General features: G+C 69.6%; 21 protein-coding genes and 1 pseudogene. 13 read left to right on the plus strand and 9 right to left on the minus strand.

The genetic code is table 11. The features are described from left to right. Positions 1-23 precede the first annotated feature (23 nt). The 4 genes from ACV22V_RS18780 to ACV22V_RS18795 are packed head-to-tail and all read right to left on the minus strand — an operon-like array spanning position 24 to position 3,575. Positions 24-1,292: an FAD-dependent oxidoreductase gene (locus ACV22V_RS18780; protein ID WP_448015025.1), complete on the minus strand. Its 1,269-nt coding sequence runs from the start codon at positions 1,290-1,292 to the stop codon at positions 24-26. After that, positions 1,289-1,522 carry a 2Fe-2S iron-sulfur cluster-binding protein gene (locus tag ACV22V_RS18785; RefSeq protein WP_011658575.1) on the minus strand — a complete coding sequence of 78 codons (234 nt, stop codon included), beginning with the start codon at positions 1,520-1,522 and terminating at the stop codon, positions 1,289-1,291. Before ACV22V_RS18785 ends, ACV22V_RS18780 begins: the two co-directional genes overlap by 4 nt. Next, positions 1,519-2,646 carry an NAD(P)/FAD-dependent oxidoreductase gene (locus ACV22V_RS18790; protein WP_448015027.1) on the minus strand — a complete coding sequence of 376 codons (1,128 nt, stop codon included), beginning with the start codon at positions 2,644-2,646 and terminating at the stop codon, positions 1,519-1,521. Before ACV22V_RS18790 ends, ACV22V_RS18785 begins: the two co-directional genes overlap by 4 nt. Then, positions 2,643-3,575 carry a 4-hydroxyproline epimerase gene (locus ACV22V_RS18795; protein ID WP_448015154.1) on the minus strand — a complete coding sequence of 311 codons (933 nt, stop codon included), beginning with the start codon at positions 3,573-3,575 and terminating at the stop codon, positions 2,643-2,645. The genes ACV22V_RS18790 and ACV22V_RS18795 overlap by 4 nt, the downstream gene beginning before the upstream one ends. A 605-nt stretch (positions 3,576-4,180) precedes the next feature. Here ACV22V_RS18795 and ACV22V_RS18800 point away from each other — a divergent pair. The 4 genes from ACV22V_RS18800 to ilvD all read left to right on the plus strand — a co-directional run bounded on the left by ACV22V_RS18800 (position 4,181) and on the right by ilvD (position 10,610). After that, the gene (locus ACV22V_RS18800) at positions 4,181-5,806 is read left to right on the plus strand and encodes an APC family permease (RefSeq protein ID WP_059525015.1); all 1,626 of its coding nucleotides are present in this window, start codon (positions 4,181-4,183) and stop codon (positions 5,804-5,806) included. A gap of 70 nt (positions 5,807-5,876) precedes the next feature. Further along, positions 5,877-7,469, plus strand: coding sequence for an aldehyde dehydrogenase (NADP(+)) (locus ACV22V_RS18805; RefSeq protein ID WP_448015028.1), 1,593 nt, complete (start codon positions 5,877-5,879; stop codon positions 7,467-7,469). Next, positions 7,462-8,484, plus strand: a complete 1,023-nt coding sequence (locus ACV22V_RS18810; RefSeq protein ID WP_059450587.1) for an Ldh family oxidoreductase — start codon at positions 7,462-7,464, stop codon at positions 8,482-8,484. Before ACV22V_RS18805 ends, ACV22V_RS18810 begins: the two co-directional genes overlap by 8 nt. A 266-nt stretch (positions 8,485-8,750) precedes the next feature. After that, positions 8,751-10,610, plus strand: coding sequence for a dihydroxy-acid dehydratase (ilvD, locus tag ACV22V_RS18815; protein ID WP_448015029.1), 1,860 nt, complete (start codon positions 8,751-8,753; stop codon positions 10,608-10,610). A gap of 116 nt (positions 10,611-10,726) precedes the next feature. Here the strand turns inward: ilvD and ACV22V_RS18820 are convergent, their stop codons facing one another. Both ACV22V_RS18820 and ACV22V_RS18825 read right to left on the minus strand, forming a co-directional pair. Further along, a complete protein-coding gene (locus tag ACV22V_RS18820) occupies positions 10,727-11,533 on the minus strand; it encodes an SH3 domain-containing protein (RefSeq protein ID WP_448015030.1) in 807 nt (268 codons plus the stop codon). Positions 11,534-11,566: 33 nt separating this feature from the next. Continuing rightward, positions 11,567-11,992, minus strand: coding sequence for a hypothetical protein (locus ACV22V_RS18825; protein ID WP_448015032.1), 426 nt, complete (start codon positions 11,990-11,992; stop codon positions 11,567-11,569). A gap of 309 nt (positions 11,993-12,301) precedes the next feature. Here ACV22V_RS18825 and ACV22V_RS18830 point away from each other — a divergent pair, with 309 nt between their 5' ends. After that, the gene (locus ACV22V_RS18830; RefSeq protein WP_448015033.1) at positions 12,302-13,852 is read left to right on the plus strand and encodes a sigma-70 family RNA polymerase sigma factor; all 1,551 of its coding nucleotides are present in this window, start codon (positions 12,302-12,304) and stop codon (positions 13,850-13,852) included. A 186-nt stretch (positions 13,853-14,038) separates the two neighbouring features. Then, on the plus strand, positions 14,039-14,917 hold the full coding sequence (locus ACV22V_RS18835; protein WP_223958805.1) for a helix-hairpin-helix domain-containing protein: 879 nt from the start codon (positions 14,039-14,041) through the stop codon (positions 14,915-14,917). Between the two features lie 87 nt (positions 14,918-15,004). Here the strand turns inward: ACV22V_RS18835 and ACV22V_RS18840 are convergent, their stop codons facing one another. The 3 genes and pseudogenes from ACV22V_RS18840 to ACV22V_RS18850 form a co-directional block, all read right to left on the minus strand. Beyond that, positions 15,005-15,430, minus strand: a complete 426-nt coding sequence (locus ACV22V_RS18840) for a helix-turn-helix domain-containing protein (protein ID WP_059525001.1) — start codon at positions 15,428-15,430, stop codon at positions 15,005-15,007. Between the two features lie 111 nt (positions 15,431-15,541). After that, positions 15,542-15,685 (minus strand): annotated as a pseudogene (locus tag ACV22V_RS18845) (MarR family transcriptional regulator); the annotation flags it as partial. Continuing rightward, a complete protein-coding gene (locus ACV22V_RS18850; protein WP_448015036.1) occupies positions 15,682-17,196 on the minus strand; it encodes an acetyl-CoA hydrolase/transferase family protein in 1,515 nt (504 codons plus the stop codon). The pseudogene ACV22V_RS18845 and the gene ACV22V_RS18850, both read right to left, overlap by 4 nt. A gap of 643 nt (positions 17,197-17,839) precedes the next feature. On the opposite strand from ACV22V_RS18850, the gene ACV22V_RS18855 reads away from it, so the two are divergent. The 7 genes from ACV22V_RS18855 to ACV22V_RS18885 are packed head-to-tail and all read left to right on the plus strand — an operon-like array spanning position 17,840 to position 25,055. After that, positions 17,840-18,520 carry a CDP-alcohol phosphatidyltransferase family protein gene (locus ACV22V_RS18855; RefSeq protein ID WP_059524997.1) on the plus strand — a complete coding sequence of 227 codons (681 nt, stop codon included), beginning with the start codon at positions 17,840-17,842 and terminating at the stop codon, positions 18,518-18,520. Further along, complete coding sequence (locus ACV22V_RS18860) at positions 18,517-19,326, plus strand: HalD/BesD family halogenase (RefSeq protein WP_448015039.1); 810 nt, start codon at positions 18,517-18,519, stop codon at positions 19,324-19,326. The genes ACV22V_RS18855 and ACV22V_RS18860 overlap by 4 nt, the downstream gene beginning before the upstream one ends. Next, positions 19,323-20,324, plus strand: coding sequence for an HpnL family protein (locus tag ACV22V_RS18865; RefSeq protein WP_448015041.1), 1,002 nt, complete (start codon positions 19,323-19,325; stop codon positions 20,322-20,324). The genes ACV22V_RS18860 and ACV22V_RS18865 overlap by 4 nt, the downstream gene beginning before the upstream one ends. A gap of 36 nt (positions 20,325-20,360) precedes the next feature. Continuing rightward, a complete protein-coding gene (locus tag ACV22V_RS18870; protein WP_059524991.1) occupies positions 20,361-21,128 on the plus strand; it encodes a phosphocholine cytidylyltransferase family protein in 768 nt (255 codons plus the stop codon). Then, positions 21,125-22,813 carry a phosphoenolpyruvate mutase gene (aepX, locus tag ACV22V_RS18875; protein ID WP_059524989.1) on the plus strand — a complete coding sequence of 563 codons (1,689 nt, stop codon included), beginning with the start codon at positions 21,125-21,127 and terminating at the stop codon, positions 22,811-22,813. Before ACV22V_RS18870 ends, aepX begins: the two co-directional genes overlap by 4 nt. Beyond that, complete coding sequence (gene aepY / locus ACV22V_RS18880) at positions 22,810-23,991, plus strand: phosphonopyruvate decarboxylase (protein WP_448015044.1); 1,182 nt, start codon at positions 22,810-22,812, stop codon at positions 23,989-23,991. The genes aepX and aepY overlap by 4 nt, the downstream gene beginning before the upstream one ends. After that, complete coding sequence (locus ACV22V_RS18885; RefSeq protein WP_448015046.1) at positions 23,991-25,055, plus strand: 2-aminoethylphosphonate aminotransferase; 1,065 nt, start codon at positions 23,991-23,993, stop codon at positions 25,053-25,055. The genes aepY and ACV22V_RS18885 overlap by 1 nt, the downstream gene beginning before the upstream one ends. Positions 25,056-25,090: the final 35 nt, after the last annotated feature.

Below are 25,090 nucleotides of genomic sequence, written 5' to 3' on the forward strand. Positions count from 1 at the left end.
CCGGGCCGCCTCGCGCTGGCGCGTCAAGCGCCGTCGCAGGATGCCGTGTCGTCCAGCATCAGCGTGCCGACCCGCGCGGGCACGAGCGGCGTGCGCGGCGCCGGCGGCGTCCAGCCGAACAGCGCCTGCGCGGCCGCACCGCACACGCGGCCCTGGCATGCCCCCATCCCGCAGCGCGTCTGCAGCTTCGCGGCCGTCCAGCCGGACGCCGGCGCGACCGCGTCGAAGCGCACATCCTCACAACGGCACAGCAGCGTATCGGGCCGCGCGAGCCGGCGGATCGGCTCGCGGATCGCGAAGCGTTCGCGCACCGCGTCCGCGAATGCCTGCCAGCGCGCGCGCTGCGCAATCAGCCCGGCCAGCGGCGCCGTCTGCCCGGTGGCCGCGCAGCCGGCAATCTCGCCTTCGACCATCGCCAGTTCGCTGCCGCCGACACCCGTGCACTCGCCCGCCGCGAAACAGCCGTCGCGGCTCGTGCGCTGGTGCGCGTCGACCACGACCGCGCCGTTCTCGATCCGGCAGCCGAGATGGCTCGGCAGCACGGTGTTCGGCACGAGGCCGAAGCCGCATGCGAGCCGGTCGCAGTCGACCTCGAATTCACGCTCGCCCTGCCGGATCCGCACGCGTTCGAGCCGCTTGTCGCCAAACGCTTCGACGACGTGTGCGCCGGGCCGATAAGCGGCCGTGACGAGCTTCGCGGCCTGCGCGAGTTTCGACGGCCAGCGCCACAGCCCCGCGCCGAAACCGGCGACATCGCTCCACGCAGCCTGTTCGAGCACGTGCGACACTTGCGCGCCGGCCTGCCGGGCCGTCGCCGCGCTCGCGAGCAGCAGCGGGCCGCTGCCGGCGATCACGGTGCGCTGCCCGCGCACGTCGAGGCCGTACTTGATCAGCGCCTGCAGGCCGCCCGCGCCGGTGACGCCCGGCAGCGTCCAGCCGGGAAACGGCAGCAGCAGCTCGCGCGCGCCGCAGCACACAATCAGCGTGCGGAATTCCAGCAGGAACCCGCGCTCGTCGTCCTCCAGCAGCAACGTGCCCGGCTGCGTCTCGGCGACGATGCGTGTGGCCGCCAGATGCGTGACGTTCGGCCGACGCAGCACGGCAAGGCGTTCCGCCGCGGCCGGCACCGGCGTCGCGGCCGCCGCCTGGCGCCAGATCTGCCCGCCCGCGCGCGGGTTGTCGTCGACGATCGCGATCGTCGCGCCGCTTCGTGCGGCGGCCCGCGCGGCCGACAATCCGGCCGGGCCCGCGCCGACGATGGCGACGTCGACGCTCAGTCGTTCCTGTTTCATCGCGTGCGCTCCACCCGCATCCCGTCGCGGCACAGCGTCTGGCAAGCCAGACGACGGCGGCCGTCGATCGTCATCCTGCACTCCTGGCAGATGCCCATACCGCAAAACGGCGCACGCGCCGCACCCGTGCACGACACGCGCGTCGTGTCGTCGCCGCTCGCCGCGACGGCGGCCGCGACGGTCGCGCCGTCGGCCACCGTCAGCGCGCGACCGTCCAGATGAATGATCATGTCAGCGCTCCGGCTACGGGGGACGTCGTTAGAAAACGTCCCGGCAAATACGGTTCGATGTCGATGGGCGGCCGTTCGCCGGTCATCAGCGCGGCGACGAGCCGCGCGCTGCCCGGCGCGGTCGTCACGCCGAGCCCTTCGTGCCCGACCGCGAGCCATACGCCCGGCCGCGCCGGATGCTCGCCGAGCAGCGGCAGACCGTCGGGGCTCGCGGAACGGAAGCCCGTCCATGCGCGAATTCCGTTCAGGTCGGCCAGATCCGGCAGGTAGCCGGCCGCGCGGCGCAGCATGCGCGCGAGGACCGGCGGCTCGACGCGCGCGTCCTCGGTGTCGAACTGGCGCGACGAGCCGATCAGCAACTGGCCGGTGGGCCGCGGCTGCACGTTGAACGCGACCGACGTGCCGTCGCTCGCGTGCGCGCTCGCCGCATAGCCGAGCTCGACGAGCTGGTGCGACACCTGGCCCGGGTAACGATCGGTGATCAGCAGATGGCCCTTCTTCGGGCGCAATGGCAATTCAGGCAACAGCGTGCGCGCGGCGACGCCGTTCGCGACGACCACGCGCGCCGCACGCAGCGTGTCGCCGCTCGCGAGCGTCACGCTCGGACCGTCGACCGCCACCGCGCGATCGCGCCGCAACGTGATGCCCGGCGCGCGCTGCAACAGCCAGCTCGCGGCGACGGGCGCATAGAGAATCGCATCGCCGGGGATCTTCAGCGCGCCGCCGAGGCCCGCGCGCAGCATCGGCTCCAGCCGCGCGAGCGTCGCCGCGTCGATCAGCTCGCCCGCCACGCCGTGCGCGGCGAGCGTCGCCTGCTTGGTGCGCGCGAGATCCATTTCGTGCGCGTCGGCCGCGAGCCACAGCGTGCCGCAGTTGCGGTACGCGCAGCCGTCCGGCATCTCGCCGGCGAGCGCGCGCCACAATTCGATCGAATAATGGCTCAGCGCGAGCTCCGCCGCGTTGTCGTCCATCGCGACGAGGTGCCCCATGCCGGCGCCGGTCGCGCCGCCGCTCGCGTCGTCGACGACGAGCACGCGCAGCCCGCGCTGCGCGAGTTCATGCGCGCACGCCGCGCCGACGATGCCGGCGCCGATCACGACGACGTCGGTCCGGGTCTCGCTCACGACACGATGCCCCAGCCGAACGGGTCGTCTTCCTCGATCAGCAGCGTTGCTTCCGCGCTCAGGTGCGCGCTGCCGCGAATCGTCGGCACGATGCCGCCGTCGGCCTGCGCGTAGCTCGCCTGGAACACGCTGCCGATCACGCTCGCCTGACGCCACACGACGCCCGGTTCGAGCTTGCCGTCGGCCGCGAGGCACGCGAGCTTCGCGCTCGTGCCGGTGCCGCACGGAGAACGGTCGTACGCATGGCCCGGGCACAGCACGAAGCTACGGCTGTCGTGCTCGGGATCGTCCGCGAACAGTTCGATATGGTCGATCTCGCCGCCGTTCGCGCCGGTGATACCCGCGCGTTCGAGCCCGGCACGCACCGCGGACGCATAGGCGGTCAGCGCCGCCACGTTGTCGCCGGCCACGCGCTGGCCGTGATCGCTGATCAGGAAGAACCAGTTGCCGCCCCACGCGATGTCGCCCTTGACGGGACCGTAACCGGGCACATCGACGTCGACGGCCTTCGCATAGCGGTACGCGAGCACGTTGCGCACGCTGACCGACAGGTCGTCGTGCAGCGTCGCCTCGACGGTGCCGACCGGCGTTTCGATCCGGTGCACGCCCGGCTCGATGCGGCCCATGTGATGCAGCGTGCGCACCACGCCGATCGTGCCGTGCCCGCACATGCCGAGGTAACCGCTGTTGTTGAAGAAGATCACGCCGGCCGCCGCCTCCGGCGACACGGGTTCGCACAGCAGCGCGCCGACCAGCACGTCGCTGCCGCGCGGCTCGAGAATGCACGCGGTGCGATAGCGATCGTGCTCGCGCGCGAGCACGTCGCGGCGCTCGGCCATCGTGCCGTTGCCGAGCGAGGGAAAACCGGACACGACGAGCCGCGTGGGTTCGCCGCCCGTGTGCGAATCGATGATCTGGATGCGCTTCATCATGAGCCGTTCGAAGTGGGGAAAGGAGCATAGCTTCCTCCGTCGCGCGTCCGTCCGCTTGTGGCTTTTCGATGAGGACGGCGACGAAATCGGCATAGTGCGGAACGCGTTTCGCGACCCTTGCGGCCACTGTGCCGATTTCGTCATTTTGCTCCGCGATACGGCTCAAGCGTGATGGGTGTTTGCACGGCGATACTGGTTGCACGTCGACGCGCCTGTCGTCGACCGATACGAAGCAGGAGATTGCAGTGAGCCGAAACGCCATCCAGCGGACCGGAGTTTTCCCCGCCCTCAGCCACCGGTTCGTACCGGACGCTTCCATCGCTTTCGACGCCGCGCACCGCGCCGAACGGAGCCGCGCGAACCGCTGACCGGTTTCCCCCCGGCGGTGCGGCGGCCTCCCCCCGTCGCATCGCCACTTCCGTGTCCGGCATGGCCGGCACGGGCCCGTTCGCCGCGGCGCCTGCCCGCGCCGCACTCGAGCGGGCCCCGGCCCTCGCGGTCGTTCGAACCGGTCGCACGCCGGCCGGCAGGTGTTGCGCCGCTGCTCCGTCGGAGCGCGGCGCAGGCCGCACCTGCCCCGATATTTCACAGGAGACAAACCCATGCCAGGTCAAGGCAACACACACCCGTCCGTCCCGCTTTCCCGTTCCGTGCCCGCCGACGGCGGTCACGGCAAGTTCAAGAAGCAGCTGTCGCTGACCGACCTGACGTTCATCGGCCTCGGTGCGATCTTCGGTTCGGGGTGGCTGTTCGCCGCGAGTCACGTGTCGACGATCGCCGGCCCGGCCGGCATCTTCTCGTGGCTGCTCGGCGGCTTCGCGGTGCTGCTGCTCGGCATCGTCTACTGCGAGCTCGGCGCCGCGCTGCCGCGCGCGGGCGGCGTGGTCCGCTACCCGGTGTTCTCGCACGGCCCGTTGCTCGGCTACCTGATGGGCTTCATCACGCTGATCGCGTTCTCGAGCCTGATCGCGATCGAAGTGGTCGCCGCGCGCCAGTACGCGGCCGCATGGTTTCCCGGTCTCACCAAGGCCGGATCGAGCGACCCGACGACGATCGGCTGGCTCGTGCAGGCCGCGCTGCTGTGCTTCTTCTTTTACCTGAACTATTCGAGCGTGAAGACGTTCGCGAAGGCGAACAACATCATCAGCATCTTCAAGTTCATCGTGCCGCTGTCGGTGATCGCGGTGCTGTTCACGTTCTTCAAGCCCGCCAACCTCACCGCGCACGGTTTCGCGCCGTTCGGCATGCCGGGCATCGAGATGGCCGTGTCGGCCGGCGGCATCATCTTCGCGTATCTCGGCCTCACGCCGATCGTGTCGGTCGCGAGCGAAGTGCGCAATCCGCAGCGCACGATCCCGATCGCGCTGATCCTGTCGATCCTGCTGTCCACGCTGATCTACGTGCTGCTGCAACTCGCGTTCATCGGCAGCATCCCGACCGACATGCTGGCCGCCGGCTGGCACGACGTCAGCAAGGCCTTCTCGCTGCCGTACCGCGACATCGCGCTCGCGCTCGGCGTGGGCTGGCTCGCGGTGATGGTGGTCGCCGACGCGATGATCTCGCCGAGCGGCTGCGGCAACATCTACATGAACGCGACGCCGCGCGTCGTCTACGGCTGGGCGAAGACGGGCACGTTCTTCAAGGTGTTCACGCGCGTCGACGAGGCATCGGGCATCCCGCGCGCGGGCCTGTGGCTCACGTTCGGCCTCGCGATCTTCTGGACGATGCCGTTCCCGTCGTGGGAGGCGCTGATCAACATCGTGTCGGCCGCGCTGGTGCTGAGCTATGCGGTCGCGCCCGTGTCGGTCGCCGCGCTGCGCCGCACCGCGCCCGACCTGCCGCGGCCGTTCCGCGCGGTGGCGTTCGGCATCACCGGCCCCGCGTCGTTCGTGATCGCCGCGCTGATCGTCTACTGGTCGGGCTGGGGCACTGTGTCCTGGCTGCTCGGCCTGCAGATCGTCATGTTCGTGATCTATCTCGCGTGCCGCCGCTGGGTGCCGACCGCGCACCTGAGCCTCGCCGAGCAGGTGCGTTCGTCCGCGTGGCTGATCGCGTTCTACGCGGCCATGATCGTGCTGTCCTACTTCGGCGGCTTCGGCGGCACGGGCCAGCTCGCGCATCCGTACGACACGGTCGTCGTCGCGGCCGTCGCGCTCGTCATCTACTACTGGGGCGCCAATACCGGCATCCGCTCCGACAAGCTGCAACTCGACGACGACGAAGACTGACACACCCGCTTTCCCTTTTCACTCCGGCCGGGCGCCCCACGCCCGGCCCCGCTTTTTCCGAGGAAAACCCATGCAACTCACAGGTCAGCTCCTGATCGGCCAGTCGGCCATCGCCGGACAGAACGGCACCCTTCACGCGATCGCCGCCGCGACCGGCGAACCGCTCGAGCCCGCATTCGGCGGCGCGAGCCTGCACGACCTGGAGACGGCCTGCGCGCTCGCCGACGAAGCCTTCGACACGTATCGCGAGACGAGCCCCGAGCAACGTGCGGCGTTTCTCGATGCGATCGGCCGCAACATCCTGGCGCTCGGCGACGACCTGATCGAGCGCTGCGTCACCGAAACGGGCCTGCCGCGCGCACGCATCGAAGGCGAACGCGGCCGCACGGTCGGTCAGCTCGCACTGTTCGCGTCGCTCGTGCGCGACGGCGGTTACGTCGATGCGCGCATCGATCCGGCCCGCCCGGACCGCAAGCCGCTGCCGCGCGTCGACCTGCGCCTGCGCAACGTCGCGATCGGGCCGGTCGCCGTGTTCGGCGCGTCGAACTTCCCGCTCGCGTTCTCGGTCGCGGGCGGCGATACCGCGTCGGCACTCGCCGCCGGCTGCCCGGTGATCGTCAAGGCGCACTCCGCGCATCCGGGCACGTCCGAGCTCGTCGGCCGTGCAATCCAGCAGGCCGTGCGCGAATGCGGGCTGCCGGCCGGCGTGTTCTCGCTGCTGTTCGACGCGTCGCGCGAAATCGGCCAGGCGCTCGTCGCCGATCCGCGCATCAAGGCCGTCGGCTTCACCGGCTCGCGCCGCGGCGGCGTCGCGCTGATGAACATCGCGGCCGCGCGCCACGAGCCGATTCCGGTCTATGCGGAAATGAGCTCGATCAACCCGGTGCTGCTGTTCCCGGCCGCGCTCGACGCGCGCCACGACGCGATCGCGCCGCAGTTCGTCGCATCGCTCGCCCTCGGCGCCGGCCAGTTCTGCACCAACCCGGGCCTCGTGCTCGCCGTCGACGGCCCCGCGCTGCGCGCGTTCGAAGCCGCGGCGGCCACCGCCCTGCAGGCGACCGCCGCGCAGACGATGCTGACGCCGCACATCCACGCGAGCTATGCGCAAGGCGTGGCCACCCTGCGCGCGCACGACGCGGTCGAACTGCTGGCGCAAGGCGTGGAAGGCGGTCGCTTCCAGGCGCGCGCGGCGCTGTTCGCGACCTCGGCGGACGCATTCATCGCCCATCCCGAACTGCGTGACGAAGTGTTCGGTCCGGCATCGCTGATCGTGCGCTGCCCGGATGCCGACACGCTGCACCGCGTGCTGAAGTCGCTCGAAGGGCAACTGACGATCGCCGCGCATCTCGCCGACGGCGATGCCGCGCTGTTCGCCGCGCTGCGCCCGACGCTCGAGCGCAAGGCCGGCCGCATTCTCGTCAACGGCTTCGGCACGGGCGTCGAGGTCGGTCATGCGATGGTGCACGGCGGTCCGTTCCCGGCCACGTCCGACACGCGCACGACGTCGGTCGGCGCACGCGCGATCGAGCGTTTCCTGCGCCCCGTGTCGTACCAGGACGTGCCGGACGCGCTGCTGCCCGACGCCATCCGCAACGGCAACCCGCTGAACGTGCCGCAACGCATCGACGGCGTGCCGGCGCCCCGGGAAGCGCGCGATGTCTGAGCCGCTCGCCGAAGTCGTCCTGTCGCTCGATGAGGTCCATGCGCTCGCGCTGCGGGTGCTGACGCACCACGGGCTGTCCGATGCGCACGCGCGGGCGATTGCGGGTGTGATCACGCAGGGCCAGCGCGACGAGTGCCACTCGCACGGCGTGTATCGGCTGCTCGTGTGCGTGCGCTCGCTGAAGAAGGGCAAGGTCGACCCGCAAGCCGTGCCGACGCTGCGCCGGCTGTCGTCGTCGATCGTCGCGGTCGACGCCCATCGCGGCTTCTCGCTGCTGAGCTTCGAAACCGGCCTGCCGGTGCTCGTCGAGATGGCGAAGCAGCACGGGATCGCCGCGATGGCGATCAACCACTGCTACCACTTTTCGGCGCTGTGGCCCGAGGTCGAGGCGATCGCCGCCGAGGGGCTGGTCGGCATCGCGATGAACCCGAGCCACAGCTGGGTCGCGCCTGAAGGCGGCCGCGAGCCGGTGTTCGGCACGAACCCGATCGCGTTCGCGTGGCCGCGCCCGGACGGCGTGCCGTTCGTGTTCGATTTCGCGACGAGCGCGATCGCGCGCGGCGACATCGAGCTGCACGCGAAACAGGGCAAGGCGATCCCGCCGCACTGGGCGATCGACGCCGACGGCCAGCCGACCACCGATCCGAAGGCCGCGCTGCAGGGCGCGATGCGCACGTTCGGCGGGCACAAGGGCTCGGCGCTCGCGGCGATGGTCGAACTGCTCGGCGGCGCGCTGATCGGCGACATGACGAGCCAGGAGTCGATGGACTTCGACGAAGGCGTCGGCGCGACGCCGTGCCACGGCGAGCTCGTGATCGCATTCGACCCGAAGGTGTTCCTCGGCGACGATCTCGACGCGGGCCTCGCGCGCGGCGAGCGGATGTTCGCGTCGATCACCGGGCAAGGCGCGCGGCTGCCGTCGCAGCGGCGCTTCGACGCCCGCGCGCGCAGCATCGCGCACGGCGTGCGGATTCCGAAGGCGCTGTACGACGAAATCCTGACGCTGCTCGACTGACGCGCGATCGCCAGGCGCGGCTTCATTGCCGGCAGGACGGGCGATGAAGCCGCCGTCCGGTTCGACCGGCGTGTCCCGTGCCCGCATCCACGCGTCCAATCCGGCGCCCGCTCGCCCGCGCCCGCCGGCGGCCGCATGCCCGGCGGCTGTGGGATAATCGACGGGTTTGCCCAGGGCGCAGCTCAAGAGGTTGTTCGCACGGGCGCGCGAGAGGCCTCCATTCCCGTGCCTCCACCCTTTTTCGCGATAATTCTTCAGCCATCACCATGCCCACATACCGTTCCAAAACCTCCACCGCCGGCCGCAACATGGCAGGTGCGCGCTCGCTGTGGCGCGCCACCGGCATGAAAGACGACGATTTCTCGAAGCCGATCATCGCGGTCGTCAACTCGTTCACGCAGTTCGTGCCCGGGCACGTGCACCTGAAGGATCTCGGCCAGCTCGTCGCGCGCGAGATCGAGGCCGCCGGCGGCGTCGCGAAGGAATTCAACACGATCGCGGTCGACGACGGCATCGCGATGGGCCATGACGGCATGCTCTATTCGCTGCCGAGCCGCGACATCATCGCCGACTCGGTCGAGTACATGGTGAACGCGCACTGCGCGGACGCGATGGTGTGCATCTCGAACTGCGACAAGATCACGCCGGGGATGCTGATGGCCGCGATGCGCCTCAACATTCCGGTGATCTTCGTGTCGGGCGGCCCGATGGAAGCCGGCAAGACGCGCCTCGCGAACCCGGTCACCAAGACCGTCGAACTGAAGAAGCTCGACCTCGTCGACGCGATGGTGATCGCGGCCGACCAGTCGTATTCGGATGCAGACGTCGCCGAAGTCGAGCGCTCGGCCTGCCCGACCTGCGGTTCGTGCTCGGGCATGTTCACCGCGAACTCGATGAACTGCCTGACCGAGGCGCTCGGCCTGTCGCTGCCCGGCAACGGCACGGTCGTCGCGACGCACGCGGATCGCGAGCAGCTGTTCAAGCGCGCCGGCCGCCGCATCGTCGAGCTGACCCGCCAGCACTACGAGCAGGACGACATACGCGTGCTGCCGCGCTCGGTCGGCTTCAAGGCGTTCGAAAACGCGATGACGCTCGACATCGCGATGGGCGGTTCGACCAACACGATCCTGCACCTGCTGGCGATCGCGCAGGAAGCCGGCATCGACTTCACGATGAAGGACATCGATCGCCTGTCGCGCATCGTGCCGCAGCTGTGCAAGGTCGCGCCGAACACGAACAAGTACCACATCGAGGACGTGCACCGCGCGGGCGGCATCATGGCGATCCTCGGCGAGCTCGACCGCGCCGGCAAGCTGCACACCGACGTGCCGACCGTGCACGCGCCGACGCTGAAGGATGCGCTCGACCAGTGGGACGTCGTCCGCACGGAAGACGAAGCGGTCCGCACGTTCTATCTGGCCGGCCCGGCCGGGATCCCGACGCAGGTCGCGTTCAGCCAGGACACGCGCTGGCCGAGCCTCGACCTCGACCGCGCCGAAGGCTGCATCCGCTCGTACGAACATGCATTCTCGAAGGAAGGCGGCCTGGCCGTGCTGACCGGCAACATCGCGCTCGACGGCTGCGTGGTGAAGACGGCCGGCGTCGACGAAAGCATCCTCGTGTTCGAGGGTTCGGCGCACGTGACCGAATCGCAGGACGAAGCGGTCGAGAACATCCTGAACGACAAGGTCAAGGCCGGCGACGTGGTGATCGTGCGCTACGAAGGCCCGAAGGGCGGCCCCGGCATGCAGGAAATGCTGTACCCGACGAGCTACATCAAGTCGAAGGGCCTCGGCAAGGCATGCGCGCTGCTGACGGACGGCCGCTTCTCGGGCGGCACGTCGGGCCTGTCGATCGGTCACTGCTCGCCGGAAGCGGCAGCGGGCGGCGCGATCGGCCTCGTGCGCGACGGCGACCGGATCCGCATCGACATCCCGAACCGCACGATCGACGTGCTGGTGTCGGACGAGGAACTCGCGCGTCGCCGCGAAGAGCAGAACGCGAAGGGCTGGAAGCCGGCGCAACCGCGCCCGCGCAAGGTGTCCGCGGCGCTGAAGGCCTATGCGAAGCTGGTGATGTCGGCCGACAAGGGTGCCGTGCGCGACCTGTCGCTGCTCGACGACTGACACCGGACGACGGGCCGCGCGAACGGCCCGCCTGCGTGATTCGGAAGCCGCTCCTCGGAGCGGCTTTTTTTCGTCCGGCGCCGGCCCGAAGCCGCGGCACCGGCGCCGTCAGTCGATCAATGACGGAACTCGTCGGTGCCCCATCCACCTCCACCGCCGCCGCGGTTCCCACCACCGCGGTTCCCGCCGCTGTTTCCACCGCCTTGCGGCCGTGCGCCGTAACCGCCGCCGCCCTGATACGTCGGCGGCGCCATCATCCGGGCCGCGCCACCGTTAGGTGCGGGCTGCTGCGCCGGCTGCTGCGGCTGCGGCTGACGGCCGGGCATCGGCGCAGGCGCGGGTGCGGCCTGTTGTGGCGCCGGCGCGCGGTTCGGGCCGTTCCAGCCACCGCGCGTCGCCGACGGCCGTGCATCATGCCGCTCGGGCGCCCCACCGCCCGGCGCGCGCTGGTTCGGCCCGCCCGGCTGCGGGTGTCCGTAAGCGGGCGGCATCCCGCCGGGGCCGATGCGCGGCTCGGCACGACGCTCCCAGCGGTCGCGATCGTGAAACCACGGCCGATGGCGGTAGTAGCGGTCCCAGTACGCGCCGATCGCGAAGCCGGTCACCGGCACGCCGATGATCGCGCCGTATTCGAGCAACGGCACGTAATTGCCTTGATACGGATAGTCGAGCTGCTCCGCGTCGATCCAGCCGCGCACGCCCGGCAGCGCGACGTCGCACCACGAGTAGTCGCTCAGGCAGCCGAACACGTCCAGCGCGGTGCCGGGCGGAACCTGCGCGACGACCGGATAATCGGGCGCCGGCCCCGCATAGATTTCGGCCGGCGAATTCGTGTAGGCGCTGCTTTGCGCGTCGGCGATGCCCGGCACCGCGGCGATGCCGAACAGGACGACGCACAAACTTCGGATGATCGTGTTGCTCATGATGCTCTCCCGCGCGGTGCCACCGCGCGTCGGTCAGTGTCGATGGCCCCCGCCCCCATGCCCGCCTCCCCAGTGACCGCCGCCCCACGGACGGTGCCAGTATCCGCCCCGGTAGCCGCCGCCCCAATGCCCCCAGAAACCGAGGCCGATCGTGACGGGCGGCCCATACCAGCCCGGGTAGTACGCGGGATAGTAGGCCGGGTAAGGCACATAAGCCGGCGCGACATATACCGGGGCCGGTACGTAGACGTAATCGTCTGCCGGCGGCGGCACCGCGGCCGTCGACGGCGCGATCGGTGCGGCGGTTGCCGGCGCCACCGGGATCTCTCGCTGCGACACCGTGGCAGGCACGGGTGCGTAATACGGCGCATAGCCGTATGGGCTGGTGTAATAACAGCCGCTCAGCGCGAACACGGCCAGCGCCATGACGGCAGGCCGCGCGGCGGGAATCGGGTTCATTCGAGGCTCCGCAGGGAATCGGTGCGTCGCCGCGTGGCGCGCGCCTGACTCTAGCTTACGTCCCCCGCATATTTCTGCGGGTTTGATCCGTTACTTTTTGTTTCGCGGCAACAAGAACGGGGCGCGACCACGCGGGCATGCCGCATGCTCGCGCGTCAGCCACGCCGGCGTTGAAGTTGGCGCAAATGCCCTCAAGTTGAATATCGAATCAGGCTGGCCGGCGCGGACGGGTGTTCGCGGCCCCCGGGAGCCTGAAACCCGCGGACTTCGGCCCGCCCAGACAGGAGCGCGGCTCGCGCCGCCATCGACATGACTACGCCACGCCCCACGCTTCGGGCGGACACGCCCCTCGATCCGATCATCCAGCTGCTGGCGCTCGCCGGCGAACAGGGTTATCTGACGCACGCCGACCTCGTCGACGCGCTGCCGCCGGAAAGCGACAGCCCCGACGCGCTGGACGTCGTGCGCGCCGCGCTCGCGGACATCGGCATCGCCGTGCTCGACGAGCCCGCCGCGCCGGCGCCGTTCACGGGCGCGGCACCGGTCGACGTCGATCGCGACGCCCTCGACGAGGGTCGCGCGCTGCTGGGCGATCTCGCGCGCGGCACCGGCGCATCGACCGATCCGCTCGCCCTCTACATGCGGCGCATCCATGCGGTGCCGCTGCTCAAGCGCGAGGACGAAATCGTGCTTGCCCGCGAGATCGAAACGGGCCGCCATCAGATCCTGCACGCGCTCGCCGGCTGTCCGGCGGCCGTCGAGGCGTTGCTCGCGCGCCATGCCGCAACGCGTGCAACCGCCGCGGCCACCGACGAAGGCGACGACGGCGGCGATGACGCACCGGCGCCTGCGCGCTACGACACGCTTCAAGGCGCGGTTGCGACCGTGCGCGACGCATTGCATGCGCAGGGCTGCCGCTCGGCCGAGTACCGCGACGCGCGTAACCGCCTGGCCGCGCTGCTCGGGTCGCTCGCATGGGTTGCACCGGCCGTCGACGAAGCGAGCCGCGTCGTGCGCGCGCTCGCCACTGCCCCGGTCGATGCCGGAGCGGACACCGCGGGCGCCGATGCCGCGTGCTTCGATCCGGTCGCGCGGCGCGCGCTCGGCGCCGCGCTGAGCGACGGCCAGCAAAAAGTGCGCGACGGTACGCGCGCGATGCTCGAGGCGAACCTGCGCCTCGTGCTGTCGATCGCGCGCAAGTACATGAACCGCGGTGTCGACCTGCCCGATCTCGTGCAGGACGGCTGCCTCGGCCTGATGCGCGCGATCGAGAAGTTCGAATACCGGCGCGGCTTCAAGTTCTCGACCTACGCGACCTGGTGGATCCGGCAGGCGGTTGCGCGCGCGGTGGCCGACCGCTCGCGCACGATCCGCGTGCCCGTGCACGTCGGCGACCAGTACCAGCGCGTGCAACGCCATGCGCTGCGCTTTCGCCAGCGCACGGGCCGCCGCGCGACGCCGGCCGAACTCGCGGCCGAGACCGGGCTCGCCGAGGACAAGCTGCGCGCGGTGCTCGCGCTGCCTGCCGAGCCGCTGTCGCTCGACACGCCGCTGCCCGACGCGGATACCGGCCTCGTCGACCTGCTCGAGGACCAGGCATCGGCGAGCCCGTTCGAGCGTCTGGCCGACACGCGCATGCGCGAATGCGTGACGTCGCTGCTGCGCTCGGTCACGCCGGCCGAGGCCGACGTGCTGCGCCGGCGGTTCGGCCTCGGTGGCGCCGAGCCCGACACCTACGATGCGATCGCGCAGGATGCGGGGATGTCGCGCGAACGCGTGCGGCAGATCGAGAAGCGCGCGCTCGCCACGCTGCGCATGGCCGCGGAGGCCGAGGGCGCGCAGTCGTTCCTCGACGCGTAACGGGTCGCGCGCTCGTGCTGCACGCCGGCACGAACGCGCGCGGGACCGGTCCCGCCCGTGCAACGTTTGCCGTTGACGCACATCAATTTTTGCTCGTCGCTTGCCGTGACAATGTGCTGAAATAAGAGGTGGACCGGGGCGTTGCGCGCCGTGTCCATTCCGTTTGCACATCTCCGGGCTCCGCACATGCAAACGACCATCGGCCAAACACACGAGGAAAACCGGCAGATCGCGGCCTGCCTGCGCGAGGCCGCGCAGTTGCTTGCCGACCAGGGCGCGAATCCTTATCGGGTTGCCGCCTACCGCGCATCGGCCGATACGATCGAGTCGCTCGAAGACGGTATCCGCACGCGGTTCGACGCGGGCGGCGTCGATGCGCTCGACGCACTGCCGGAAGTCGGCACGGGCGTCGCAGAGGCGATCGCCGAACTGCTGGTGACCGGACGCTGGCGGCTGCTCGACCGGCTGCGCGGCGACGCGGAGCGCGCGTCCGCATTCGAAGCCGTGCCGGGCATCGGCCACGCTCTCGCGCTGCGGATTCACGACCAATTGCACATCGATACGCTCGAGGATCTCGAACGCGCGGCCCGCAGCGGCCAGCTCGAGGCGATTCCGGGCGTCGGCCCGCGGCGCGCGGCCGGCATCCGCGCGGCGCTCGACGACGTGCTGAGCCGGCGCCGGCGCTGGCAAGGCCACGCGCGCGACGCCAGCCTCGGCACCGAGCCGCCCGTCGAACTGCTGCTGTACATCGACCGCCTGTACCGCAACAAGGCCGCCGCCGGCATCCTGCCCACGCTCGTGTCACGCCGGCTGAACGCTGACGTGAGCATTCAGCCGCCCGTGATGCACATGACGAAAGGCGGCTGGCATTTCACCGCGCTGTGCCCGTATCCCGTGCGCCCGCAAGAGTCGGGGCGCACCGCGGACTGGGTCGCGCTCTACTTCTATGATGCGTTGCAATGCGAGAACCAGCGGACCGTCGTCACCGAAACGCTCGGCTCGCTCGTCGGCAAGCGCATCGTGCGCGGACGCGAGATGGAATGCCGCGTGTATTACGCGGGATGAGGCGCTCGGCACGCCAGCCGTGGAGGTATAGCCGCCTCGTGACGCGCTCGAGCGTCCACGCTCCGGCAAACCGGACCGCCTGACCGCTTACGCGCCTTCCGTCTTCGTGCGGCGCGCCGGATGCCGATGCGCCGCGATGCGCAGCAGCTTGCGGAACGACGGACACTCGAGATGACTCGGCGCCGGGCAGACGGCCGCGTGCCGCAACGCGTCGCGCACCGCGCCGAGACGGCGGATCGTCCGGTCGAGCTCGTCGGCCTTGTCGTCGAGCTTCGCGCGATCGATCGCGGGCCGGCCGTCCGCGCCGAACATCGCGAGGATGTCGTCCAGCGAAAAGCCGGCCTCACGGCCGAGCGCGATCAGCGCAAGACGCTCCAGCACCGACTCGTCGTACTGGCGCCGCAGCCCGTGACGGCCGTTCGGCACGATCAATCCCTTTTCCTCGTAGTAGCGCAGCGTCGACGCGGGCAAGCCCGAGCGGCGCGCGACTTCGGCGATGTCCAGACGGCTCATGCTCGATCTCAAGTGAACTTGAAGTCGCAAGATAGCCGCTCGACTCCTTCGATACAAGCCTGGACCGCCATGAACCGCCGGCACCGGGTCGTCGGGCGCCACGCACCGCGTTCATTCGCCGCCGCTGTCGATCAGGTTGTGGCGCACGCGCCCGAGCAGACGCACGAGCGTGTCGCGCTCGTCGCGCGTGAAGCCGCGCAACCCGTCGTCGGTGACCGTGTCGCCCACCTCCAGCATCTGCGGAAAGATGGTCAGGCCTTCATCGTCCCGGTGCGCACGTAACGCTCGTGCCACGACAGCGCCTCGGCGAGCAGGTGCGGCGTGTGCTTGCCGAAGCTCTCGCGCGACGCGCGCTCGAAGTAGTCGTCGAGCATCGGCCGGTAGTCGGGATGCGCGCAGGTCGCGATGATCTTGCGCGCGCGCTGCTTCGGCGACAGGCCGCGCAGGTCGGCGAGCCCCTGCTCGGTGACGACCACCGCGACGTCGTGCTCGGTATGGTCGACGTGGCTCGCCATCGGCACGATCCGCGAGATCGCGCCGCCCTTCGCGGTGCTGGCCGACATGAAGCACGACAGGTAGCCGTTGCGCGCGAAGTCGCCCGAGCCGCCGATGCCGTTCTGGATCTTCGTGCCCATCACGTGCGTCGAGTTCACGTTGCCGTAGATGTCGGCCTCGATCATCCCGTTCATCGCGATGCAGCCGAGGCGGCGCACGAGTTCCGGATGGTTGCTGATCTCCTGCGGGCGCAGCAGGATCTTTTCGCGGAACGTCGCGATCTCGTCGGCGAAACGCTGCACGGCGGCCGGACTCAGCGACAGCGCCGTGGCCGATGCGAAGCTCAGCGTGCCGTCGTCGAGCAGGTCGAGCATGCCGTCCTGGATCACTTCGGTGTAAGCAGTCAGGTTCGAGAAGCCGGCCGAGCTCAGTTCCGCGAGCACCGCGTTCGTGATGTTGCCGACGCCCGACTGCAGCGGCAGCAGGTTTTCCGGCAGGCGGCCGCGCTTCACTTCATGGCGCAGGAAGTCGATCAGTTGCAGCGCGATCTGCTTCGACGTGGCGTCCGGCGCGGAGAACGCGTTGCTGCGATCCGGCGCGTCGGTCTCGACGATGGCGACGATCTTCTCCGCCGGGCAGCGCAGGTACGGCTCGCCGATCCGGTCGTCGCTTTTCGTCAGCGGAATCGGCTTGCGGTGCGGCGGCAGCGCGGTGCCGTAATAGACGTCGTGCATCCCGTCGAGACCGAGCGGCTGGCGCGCGTTGACTTCGAGGATCACGTGCTTCGCCTGCTCGAGCCACGTCTTGTTGTTGCCGATCGACGCGGACGGAATCAGCAGCCCGTCCTCGCGGATGCCCGCGACTTCGACGATCGCGACGTCGAGCTCGCCATACAGCCCGAACCATGCGTATTGCGCGACGTGGCTCAGGTGGACGTCCTGGTAGTCGACTTCACCGGCGTTGATCTTGTCGCGCAGCGTCGGGTCGGACTGGTACGGCAGGCGCATCGAGATGCCATCGGTGCGGGCGAGCGCGCCGTCGAGTTCCGGCGCGGTCGACGCGCCCGTCAGCACGTTGATCCGGAAGTCCGCGCCGCGCGCGTGGGCCGCGTCGATGTGGGCGGCGAGCGCGGCGGGAACGGCCTTCGGATAGCCGGATCCGGTGAAGCCGCTCATGGCGACGGTCATGCCGGGGCGGATCAGCGCGGCGGCTTCGTCGGCGGTGCGGACGAGCGAACGCAGGGCGGGAGCGAGGATGCGTGAAGAAGACATGGCTGTATATCTGACGCTTTGGTCTGTCGTTGACGTCGCGGGGGGTGTCTCCTGAGCGACGCGAAGCCCTTGGGGCCGCGAGGGGCGGCCCGGCACCACGGGCACGGTCGGAGTATCGCAGAGGCCATTGCCGCGAAATGTCCGCTGGATGCAAAAGATACTTGCTGAATGCACCGGGTATCGAACGACGGTTCTGTGACAGCCCACGGCGGCCGCAAGCGCATGTATCCGAAAGGTGCGCGAAAGCGGACCGCCAGTTTGGCGCGCGAAAATTACGAACGGCTGAACGCGAATCGACCGATACCTTTCCGGATTAGTCGCATCGACGCGAAGAATCCGCATGCGATGGCCAATCGGCGATCGCCGCGGCCGATTGTCGCCCGTCGCGGCGGTTGCGGGCCTGATGCACGTCAACGCATCGACGCGCGCGAATCGCCGCCAGGCCCGCTGTCAAGGCCCGTCCGCCCTTGACAGCGGCGTGAGGCGAACCACACTGGATCAGACAGGGTCCGCCTGCGCGAACGCCGTTTCGCGCATCCGGTTTGCAATCGGCCGATGCCCGGAATGCGCGGTAACACTCCCGTATGTCAGGACATTGGTCGAAGAAAAAGCAACAAATTACAATTCCGTATATATTTCGCCGATGGACCAAAGAAAAACCGCTACACGCTCCGAACCGCCCCTGCCGCGCACCTGGGATGCGCGGCTCGCGCGCTCGCTCGTCCGACCGCTGATCGACACGCCCGTTACCCCGAATCACCTCACCACCCTTCGTCTGCTGATCGGCCTCGCCGGCGCCTGGTGCCTTGCGCACGGCGGCTTCGGCTGGAGCAACGCGGGCGCATTCCTGATCGTGCTGTCGAACTTCGTCGATCACACCGACGGCGAACTCGCGCGCATCAGCGGCAAGTCCAGCAAGATCGGTCACTTTTACGACCTCGCGGCCGACGCGCTCGTGACGGTCGCGCTGTTCGTCAGCATGGGCGTCGGCATCGTCGCCCAGGGCGGCCAGATGGCCGCGTCGCCGGTGCTGCTCGGCGCGGTGGCCGGCGCGGCCGTCGCGCTGATCTTCTTCCTGCGCATGCGGATCGAATCGATCGCCGGCAAGGCCGGCACCAAGCAGGCGTTCGCCGGCGGCTTCGAGACGGAAGACGTGCTCTACCTGCTGCCGATCGTGACGCTCGTCGACGGCGTCCAGCCGTTCCTGCTCGCGGCGTCGATCGGCGCCCCGCTGTTCGCCGCGTGGGTCGTGATCGACTGGTGGCGCATCGTTCGGCGAAGCGGCGCCCCTCAGAATTCAACCGAAATCCAGGCTTCCAAATGACTCCTAGCACGCGCGACGACTCCGTGCTGAGCCCGGCACGCCCCGCGCCTGCGCGCGCGGCAGCGGCCGATCCCGATCGCACCGTGGCCGACTGCGTCGGCCGTCTCGACCTCGACCGCCTGCGCGGCGACTACACGCGCCAGGGGTCGTTCCTGTACCTCGACGCCTTTCTGCCGGCCGACGCGCACGCGAAGCTCGCGGCCGCCGCGCGCGCGATGCAGGCCGGCCTGAACCGCAATTACCTGCCCGGCCACAAGCAGGGCGGCAGCGTGAGCCGGCACACGATCGACGAACAGGCGCCGTACATCGCCGAGCTGTACCGGTCGAAGGCGCTGATCGGCTTCCTCGAGAAGATCACCGGCGACAAGCTGATGCTGTCGCCGGACGACGATCCGCACGCGTACGCGCTGTACTACTACACGAAGCCGGGCGACCACATCGGCTGGCATTACGACACGTCGTACTACGACGGCCGCCGCTACACGCTGCTGATCGGCGTGATCGACGATTCGTCGTGCCGGCTCGACTACGAGCTGCATACGCGCAATCCGGACGTGCCCGACGCGCCGGGCTCCGTGCAGATCGCCGACGGCGGCATCGTGCTGTTCGACGGCGACAAGCTGCGCCATCGCGTCACGCCGCTCGGCCAGAACGAGACGCGCGTGTCGCTCACTTTCGAATACGTGACCAACCCCGGCATGCGGCCGTGGAAGCGCTTCATCTCGAACATGAAGGACGCGATCGCGTATTTCGGTTTCCGCCAGGTGTTCAAGCAGCTGGCCACGCGACGGTCGGCCGGGTCATGACACGCGCCGGCCTGATCCTGCTGTCCCTCGGAACGGCACTGTTCGTCGCCCTGCTCGCGTGGCAGGGCGTCGGCGCGGTCGCGTCGACGTTTCTCGCGGCCGGCTGGGGCCTCGCGCTCGTCGCCGCATTCCACGTCGTGCCGCTCGTGATCGACGCGCTGGCGATCTCGGCGATGTTCCGCCGCGGCCAGCCTGGTGCCGAGCTCGGCAACGCGCTGCGCGCGCGCTGGGTCGGCGAATCGGTGAACAGCCTGCTGCCCGCCGGGCAGATCGGCGGCCCGGTGCTGATGGTGCGCCACCTCGCGCAGCGCGGCACGCGGATGGCCGATGCCGCCGCCGCGGTCACCGTCAGCACGACGATGCAGGCGCTCGCGCAGATGGCGTTCGCGCTGATCGGCATCGCCACGTTCAGCCTGTATGCGACGCACGAGTCCGTCGCTCACCTGCGCACGCCGGCGCTGATCGCCACCGGCGTGCTCGGCGCCCTCGCCGTCGCGTTCTACGTGGCGCAGCGGCGCGGGCTGTTCGGCCGCGGGCTGCGTCTCGCGTCGAAGCTGCTCGGCCCGCGCGACTGGTCGTCGCTGGCGACGCGCGCGGACGCGATCGACGACGCCGTCGGCGCGCTGTACCGCGATCGCGCGACGGTCGCGAAGACTTTCGCGTTGAGCCTCGCCGGCTGGATCGTCGGCACCGCCGAAGTGTGGCTCGCGCTGCACTTCCTCGGGCATCCGGTCAGCTGGCTGGACGCGCTGCTGCTCGAGAGCGTCGGCCAGGCGATTCGCGGTGCGGCATTCGCGATCCCGGGTTCGCTCGGCGCACAGGAAGGCGGTTACCTGCTGCTCGCCCCGCTGGTCGGCCTGCCGCCCGACGCGGCGCTCGCGCTGTCGCTCGCGAAGCGCGCGCGCGAACTCGCGCTCGGCCTGCCCGGCCTGCTCTATCTGCATTTCAGTGAAAGAAACTGGCAGCGGCGCCGCGCGCCGCAGCCCATCGCCGACTGATCGTTCAGATCCGCCGGCTTTTTGGTTGGAGAACCCATGCGAGCCATCATTCTTGCGGCAGGCCTCGGCTTGCGCCTGCAACAACCGCCCGAGGCGCAATTCCCGAAGTGCCTGCTGCGCTTCGACGACGTGTCGCTGCTCGAGCGCCATCTGCGCGTGCTCGACGCCGCCGGCGTCGATGAAATCGTGCTCGGGCTCGGCTTCCAGGCCGGGAAGGTCGAGCAGGAACTCGAGCGCCTCGGCCGCAGCGCCGAGATCGTGGTGAACGAGCGCTACGACCTCGGCAGCGTGCTGACCGTGCACACCGTCGCCGATGCGATGACGCGCGGCGGCGACGTGCTGCTGATGGACGCGGACGTGCTGTACGACGAGAACATCCTGCACGCGCTGGTCGCCGATCCGGACAAGTCGGTGGACCGCCTGCTGATCGATCGCGACTTCGAGGCCGGCGACGAGCCCGTCAAGCTGTGCCTGAAGAACGGCGTGCCGGTCGAGCTGCGCAAGCAGCTCGCGGTCGACCTCGAATACGACACGATCGGCGAGTCGGTCGGCTTCTTCCGCTTCACCGAAGGCACCGCGCGCCGCCTCGCGACGATCGTCGCGGGCTACGTCGACAGCGGCCGCGCGAACATGCCGCACGAGGAAGCCGTGCGCGACCTGCTGCTCGAAGGCGGCCATTCGTTCGACGTCGCCGACGTCACGGGCTCGCCGTGGATCGAGATCGACTTCCCGAACGACGTCGCACGCGCCACGCAAGAAATTCTTCCCCTGATTCAACGCACGACCGCAGGAGCCGCACGATGAACGCACGCGAACCCAACTTCTCCGAATCGCGCAGCGCACGCCTGCGCCGCATGCTCGTCAGCAGCGACCTCGAATTCCTGATGGAAGCGCACAACGGCCTGTCGGCACGGATCGTCCGCGAAGCCGGCTTCAAGGGCATCTGGGCATCGGGCCTCGCGATCTCCGCGCAGTTCGGCGTGCGCGACAACAACGAAGCGAGCTGGACCCAGGTCGTCGACGTGCTCGAGTTCATGGCCGACGCGAGCGACCTGCCGATCCTGCTCGACGGCGACACCGGCTACGGCAACTTCAACAACGTGCGCCGCCTCGTGAAGAAGCTCGAGCAGCGCGGCATCGCCGGCGTGTGCATCGAGGACAAGCAGTTCCCGAAGACGAACAGCTTCATCGACGGCGAGCGCCAGCCGCTCGCCGAGATCGACGAGTTCTGCGGCAAGATCAAGGCCGGCAAGGATTCGCAGAGCGATCCCGACTTCTCGATCGTCGCGCGCGTCGAGGCGCTGATCGCGGGCTGGGGGATGGACGAGGCGCTGCGCCGCGCGAACGCGTATGCGGAAGCCGGCGCCGACGCGATCCTGATTCACAGCAAGCTGTCGCGCCCGGACGAGATCCTGCAGTTCGCGCGCGAATGGAGCGGCCGCGCGCCGCTCGTGATCGTGCCGACCAAGTACTACAGCACGCCGACCGACGTGTTCCGCCAGGCCGGCATCAGCACCGTGATCTGGGCGAACCACCTGATCCGTGCGTCGGCATCGGCGATGCAGTCCGTCGCACGCGAAATCCACGAAAACCAGACGCTGATCAACGTCGAGGACCGCGTCGCGTCGGTCAACGAAATCTTCCGCCTGCAGGACGCCGACGAATACTCGGCGGCCGAGCGCATCTACCTGTCGTCGTCGTCGCGCGCGTCGAACGCCGCGATCGTGCTCGCCGCGAGCCGCGGCAAGGGGCTGGAGGCCGTCACCGAAGACAAGCCCAAGGTCATGCTGCCGGTCGCCGGCAAACCGCTCTTGCGCTGGCTCGTCGACGGCTTCAAGAAGCATGGCGTGAACGACATCACCGTGGTCGGCGGCTATCGCGCCGACGCGATCGACACGTCGGGCATCAAGCTCGTCGTCAACGAGCGCCATGCGCAGACGGGCGAACTCACGTCGCTCGCATGCGCGGCCGAACGCCTGACCGGCGACACCGTGATCTCGTACGGCGACCTGCTGTTCCGCAGCTACATCCTGCGCGACCTGGCGGAGAGCGAGGCCGAGTTCAGCGTCGTCGTCGATTCGTCGCTCACGGAGACCAACCAAAGCGTGCGCGACTTCGCGCTCTGCTCGGCCGCCGACGATCGCGGCCTGTTCGGCCAGAAGACGTATCTGCAACGTGTATCGAGCGACGTCGCCGCCGCCGGCACGCCGCACGGCCGCTGGATCGGTCTGCTGAACGTGCGCGGCGCCGGCGTCGATCGTCTGAAGGCGATGCTCGCGACGCTGCAGGCGCGCCCCGATTTCGACACGCTCGACATCCCGTCCCTGCTCAACGAACTGATCGCCGCCGGCGAGAAGATCGAGGTGCAGTACGTGCACGGCCACTGGCGCGGCGTCAACGATCTCGAAGACTTCCGCCGCGCGGGCGACTTCGCGCACGGCCAGACGCCGCTGTCGGAGCCGGGCGCCGGCAACGGGGGCGCGCAATGATCGAAGCGGCCCAGTTCGTCGAGGCCGCGCGCGAACGCGGCTTCGACTGGTACGCGGGCGTACCCTGCTCGTACCTCACGCCGTTCATCAACTACGTGCTGCAGGACCCGACGCTGCATTACCTGTCGGCCGCGAACGAAGGCGACGCGGTCGCGCTGATCGCGGGCGCCACGCTCGGCGGCAGGCGCGGGATCGCGATGATGCAGAACTCGGGGCTCGGCAACGCGGTGAGCCCGCTCACGTCGCTGACCTGGACGTTCCGGCTGCCGCAGCTGCTGATCGTCACGTGGCGCGGCCAGCCGGGCGTGGCCGACGAACCGCAGCATGCGCTGATGGGGCCGATCACGCCCGCGATGCTCGACACGATGGAGATCCCGTGGGAGACGTTCCCGACCGACCCCGAACAGGTCGGCCCGGCACTCGACCGCGCGATCGCGCACATGGACGCAACGGGCCGCCCGTACGCGCTCGTGATGCAGAAAGGCAGCGTCGCGCCGTATGAACTGAAGGCGAACCCGGCGGCGGCGCCGCGCGCGCACGTCGCCGCGCAGTCGGCGGCACGCGCCGAAGCGCCCGCCGCGTGGCCGACCCGCCACGACGCGCTGCAGCGCGTGATCGCGCACACGCCGGTCGATTCGACCGTCGTGCTCGCGTCGACCGGCTTCTGCGGCCGCGAACTCTATGCCATCGACGACCGCCCGAACCAGTTGTACATGGTCGGCTCGATGGGCTGCGTGACGCCGCTCGCGCTGGGTCTCGCGCTCGCGCGCCCCGACCTGCGCGTGGTGGCCGTCGACGGCGACGGCGCCGCGCTGATGCGGATGGGTGTGTTCGCGACGCTCGGCACCTACGGTCCGTCCAACCTCACGCACGTGCTGCTCGACAACGGCGCGCACGAATCGACCGGCGGTCAGGCAACCGTGTCGCGGCATGTGTCGTTCGCGGGCGTCGCGGCCGCATGCGGCTACGCATCGGCCGTCGAAGGCGATACGCTCGACGTGCTCGATGCGACGCTCGCGACGCAAGCCGACGGCGCGCAGTTCGTGCGCGTGGCGATCCGCACGGGCGTGCCCGACGGCCTGCCCCGCCCGACCGTCACGCCGGTCGAGGTCAAGACCCGCCTGATGCGGCATATCGGCGCCGCACAGGCTGAAGCCCATGCCGAAGGAGCTCATTGATGCTGCTGCTGAATCCCGGCCCGGTAACGCTGACCGAACGCGTGCGCCGCAGCCTGCTGCAACCCGACCTGTGCCATCGCGAAAGCGAATTCTTCGATCTGCAGGATGAAGCGCGTGCGCGCCTCGTCGCCGCGTACGAGCTCGATCCGGCCGAATGGGCCGCCGTGCTGATGACGGGCTCGGGCACCGCCGCCGTCGAAAGCATGATCGCGGCGCTCGTGCCGCAGGACGGCAAGCTGCTCGTGATCGAGAACGGCGTGTACGGCGAGCGCATCACGCAGATCGCGACGCAGTACGGCATCGCGCACGACGTGCTGAAGCACGAATGGATGCAGGCGCCCGATCTCGCGCAGATCGCCACGCGTCTCGACGCGGGCGGTTATTCGCACGTCGCGGTGATTCATCACGAAACGACGACCGGCCGGCTGAACGACCTCGGCGCGATCGCCGACGTGTGCCGCGCGCGCGGCGTGAAAATGCTCGTCGACGGCGTCAGCAGCTTCGGCGCCGAAGCGATCGACTTCGCCGGCGGCGTGATCGACGCGGTCGCCGCGACCGCGAACAAGTGCCTGCACGGCGTGCCGGGCGCGGCGTTCGTGATCGTGCGCCGCGGCGCGCTTGCGAAGGCCGCGAGCCGCACGTATTACCTCGATCTCGGCCGTCTCGCGAAGCTGCAGGACCAGCGCAATACGCCGTTCACGCCGTCCGTGCACGCGTATTACGCGCTCGTCGAAGCGCTGCGCGAGTTCGACGAAGCCGGTGGCTGGCGTGCGCGCCATGCGCACTACAAGGCGCTCGCGGATCAGGCGCAGGCCGGCCTCGCCGCGCGCGGGATGCCGCTCGTGCTGCCCGAAGGCGCATCGTCGGTCGTGCTGCGCGCGTACCGGCTGCCGCAGGGCGTCACGTACGAGACGCTGCACGACGGCCTGAAGGCGCGCGGCTTCGTGATCTACGCGGGGCAAGGCGGGTTGTCGAAGGAACTGTTCCGCATCTCGACGATGGGCGCGATCGAAGCGGCTGATGTCGATCGACTGCTGGAGGAGTTCACGGCGCTGACGCGTTAAGCGTCGGCCTCGCTCTCCAACCCAAGGCCCGCGAG

It is taken from the genome of Burkholderia sp. AW33-5, assembly GCF_053427615.1.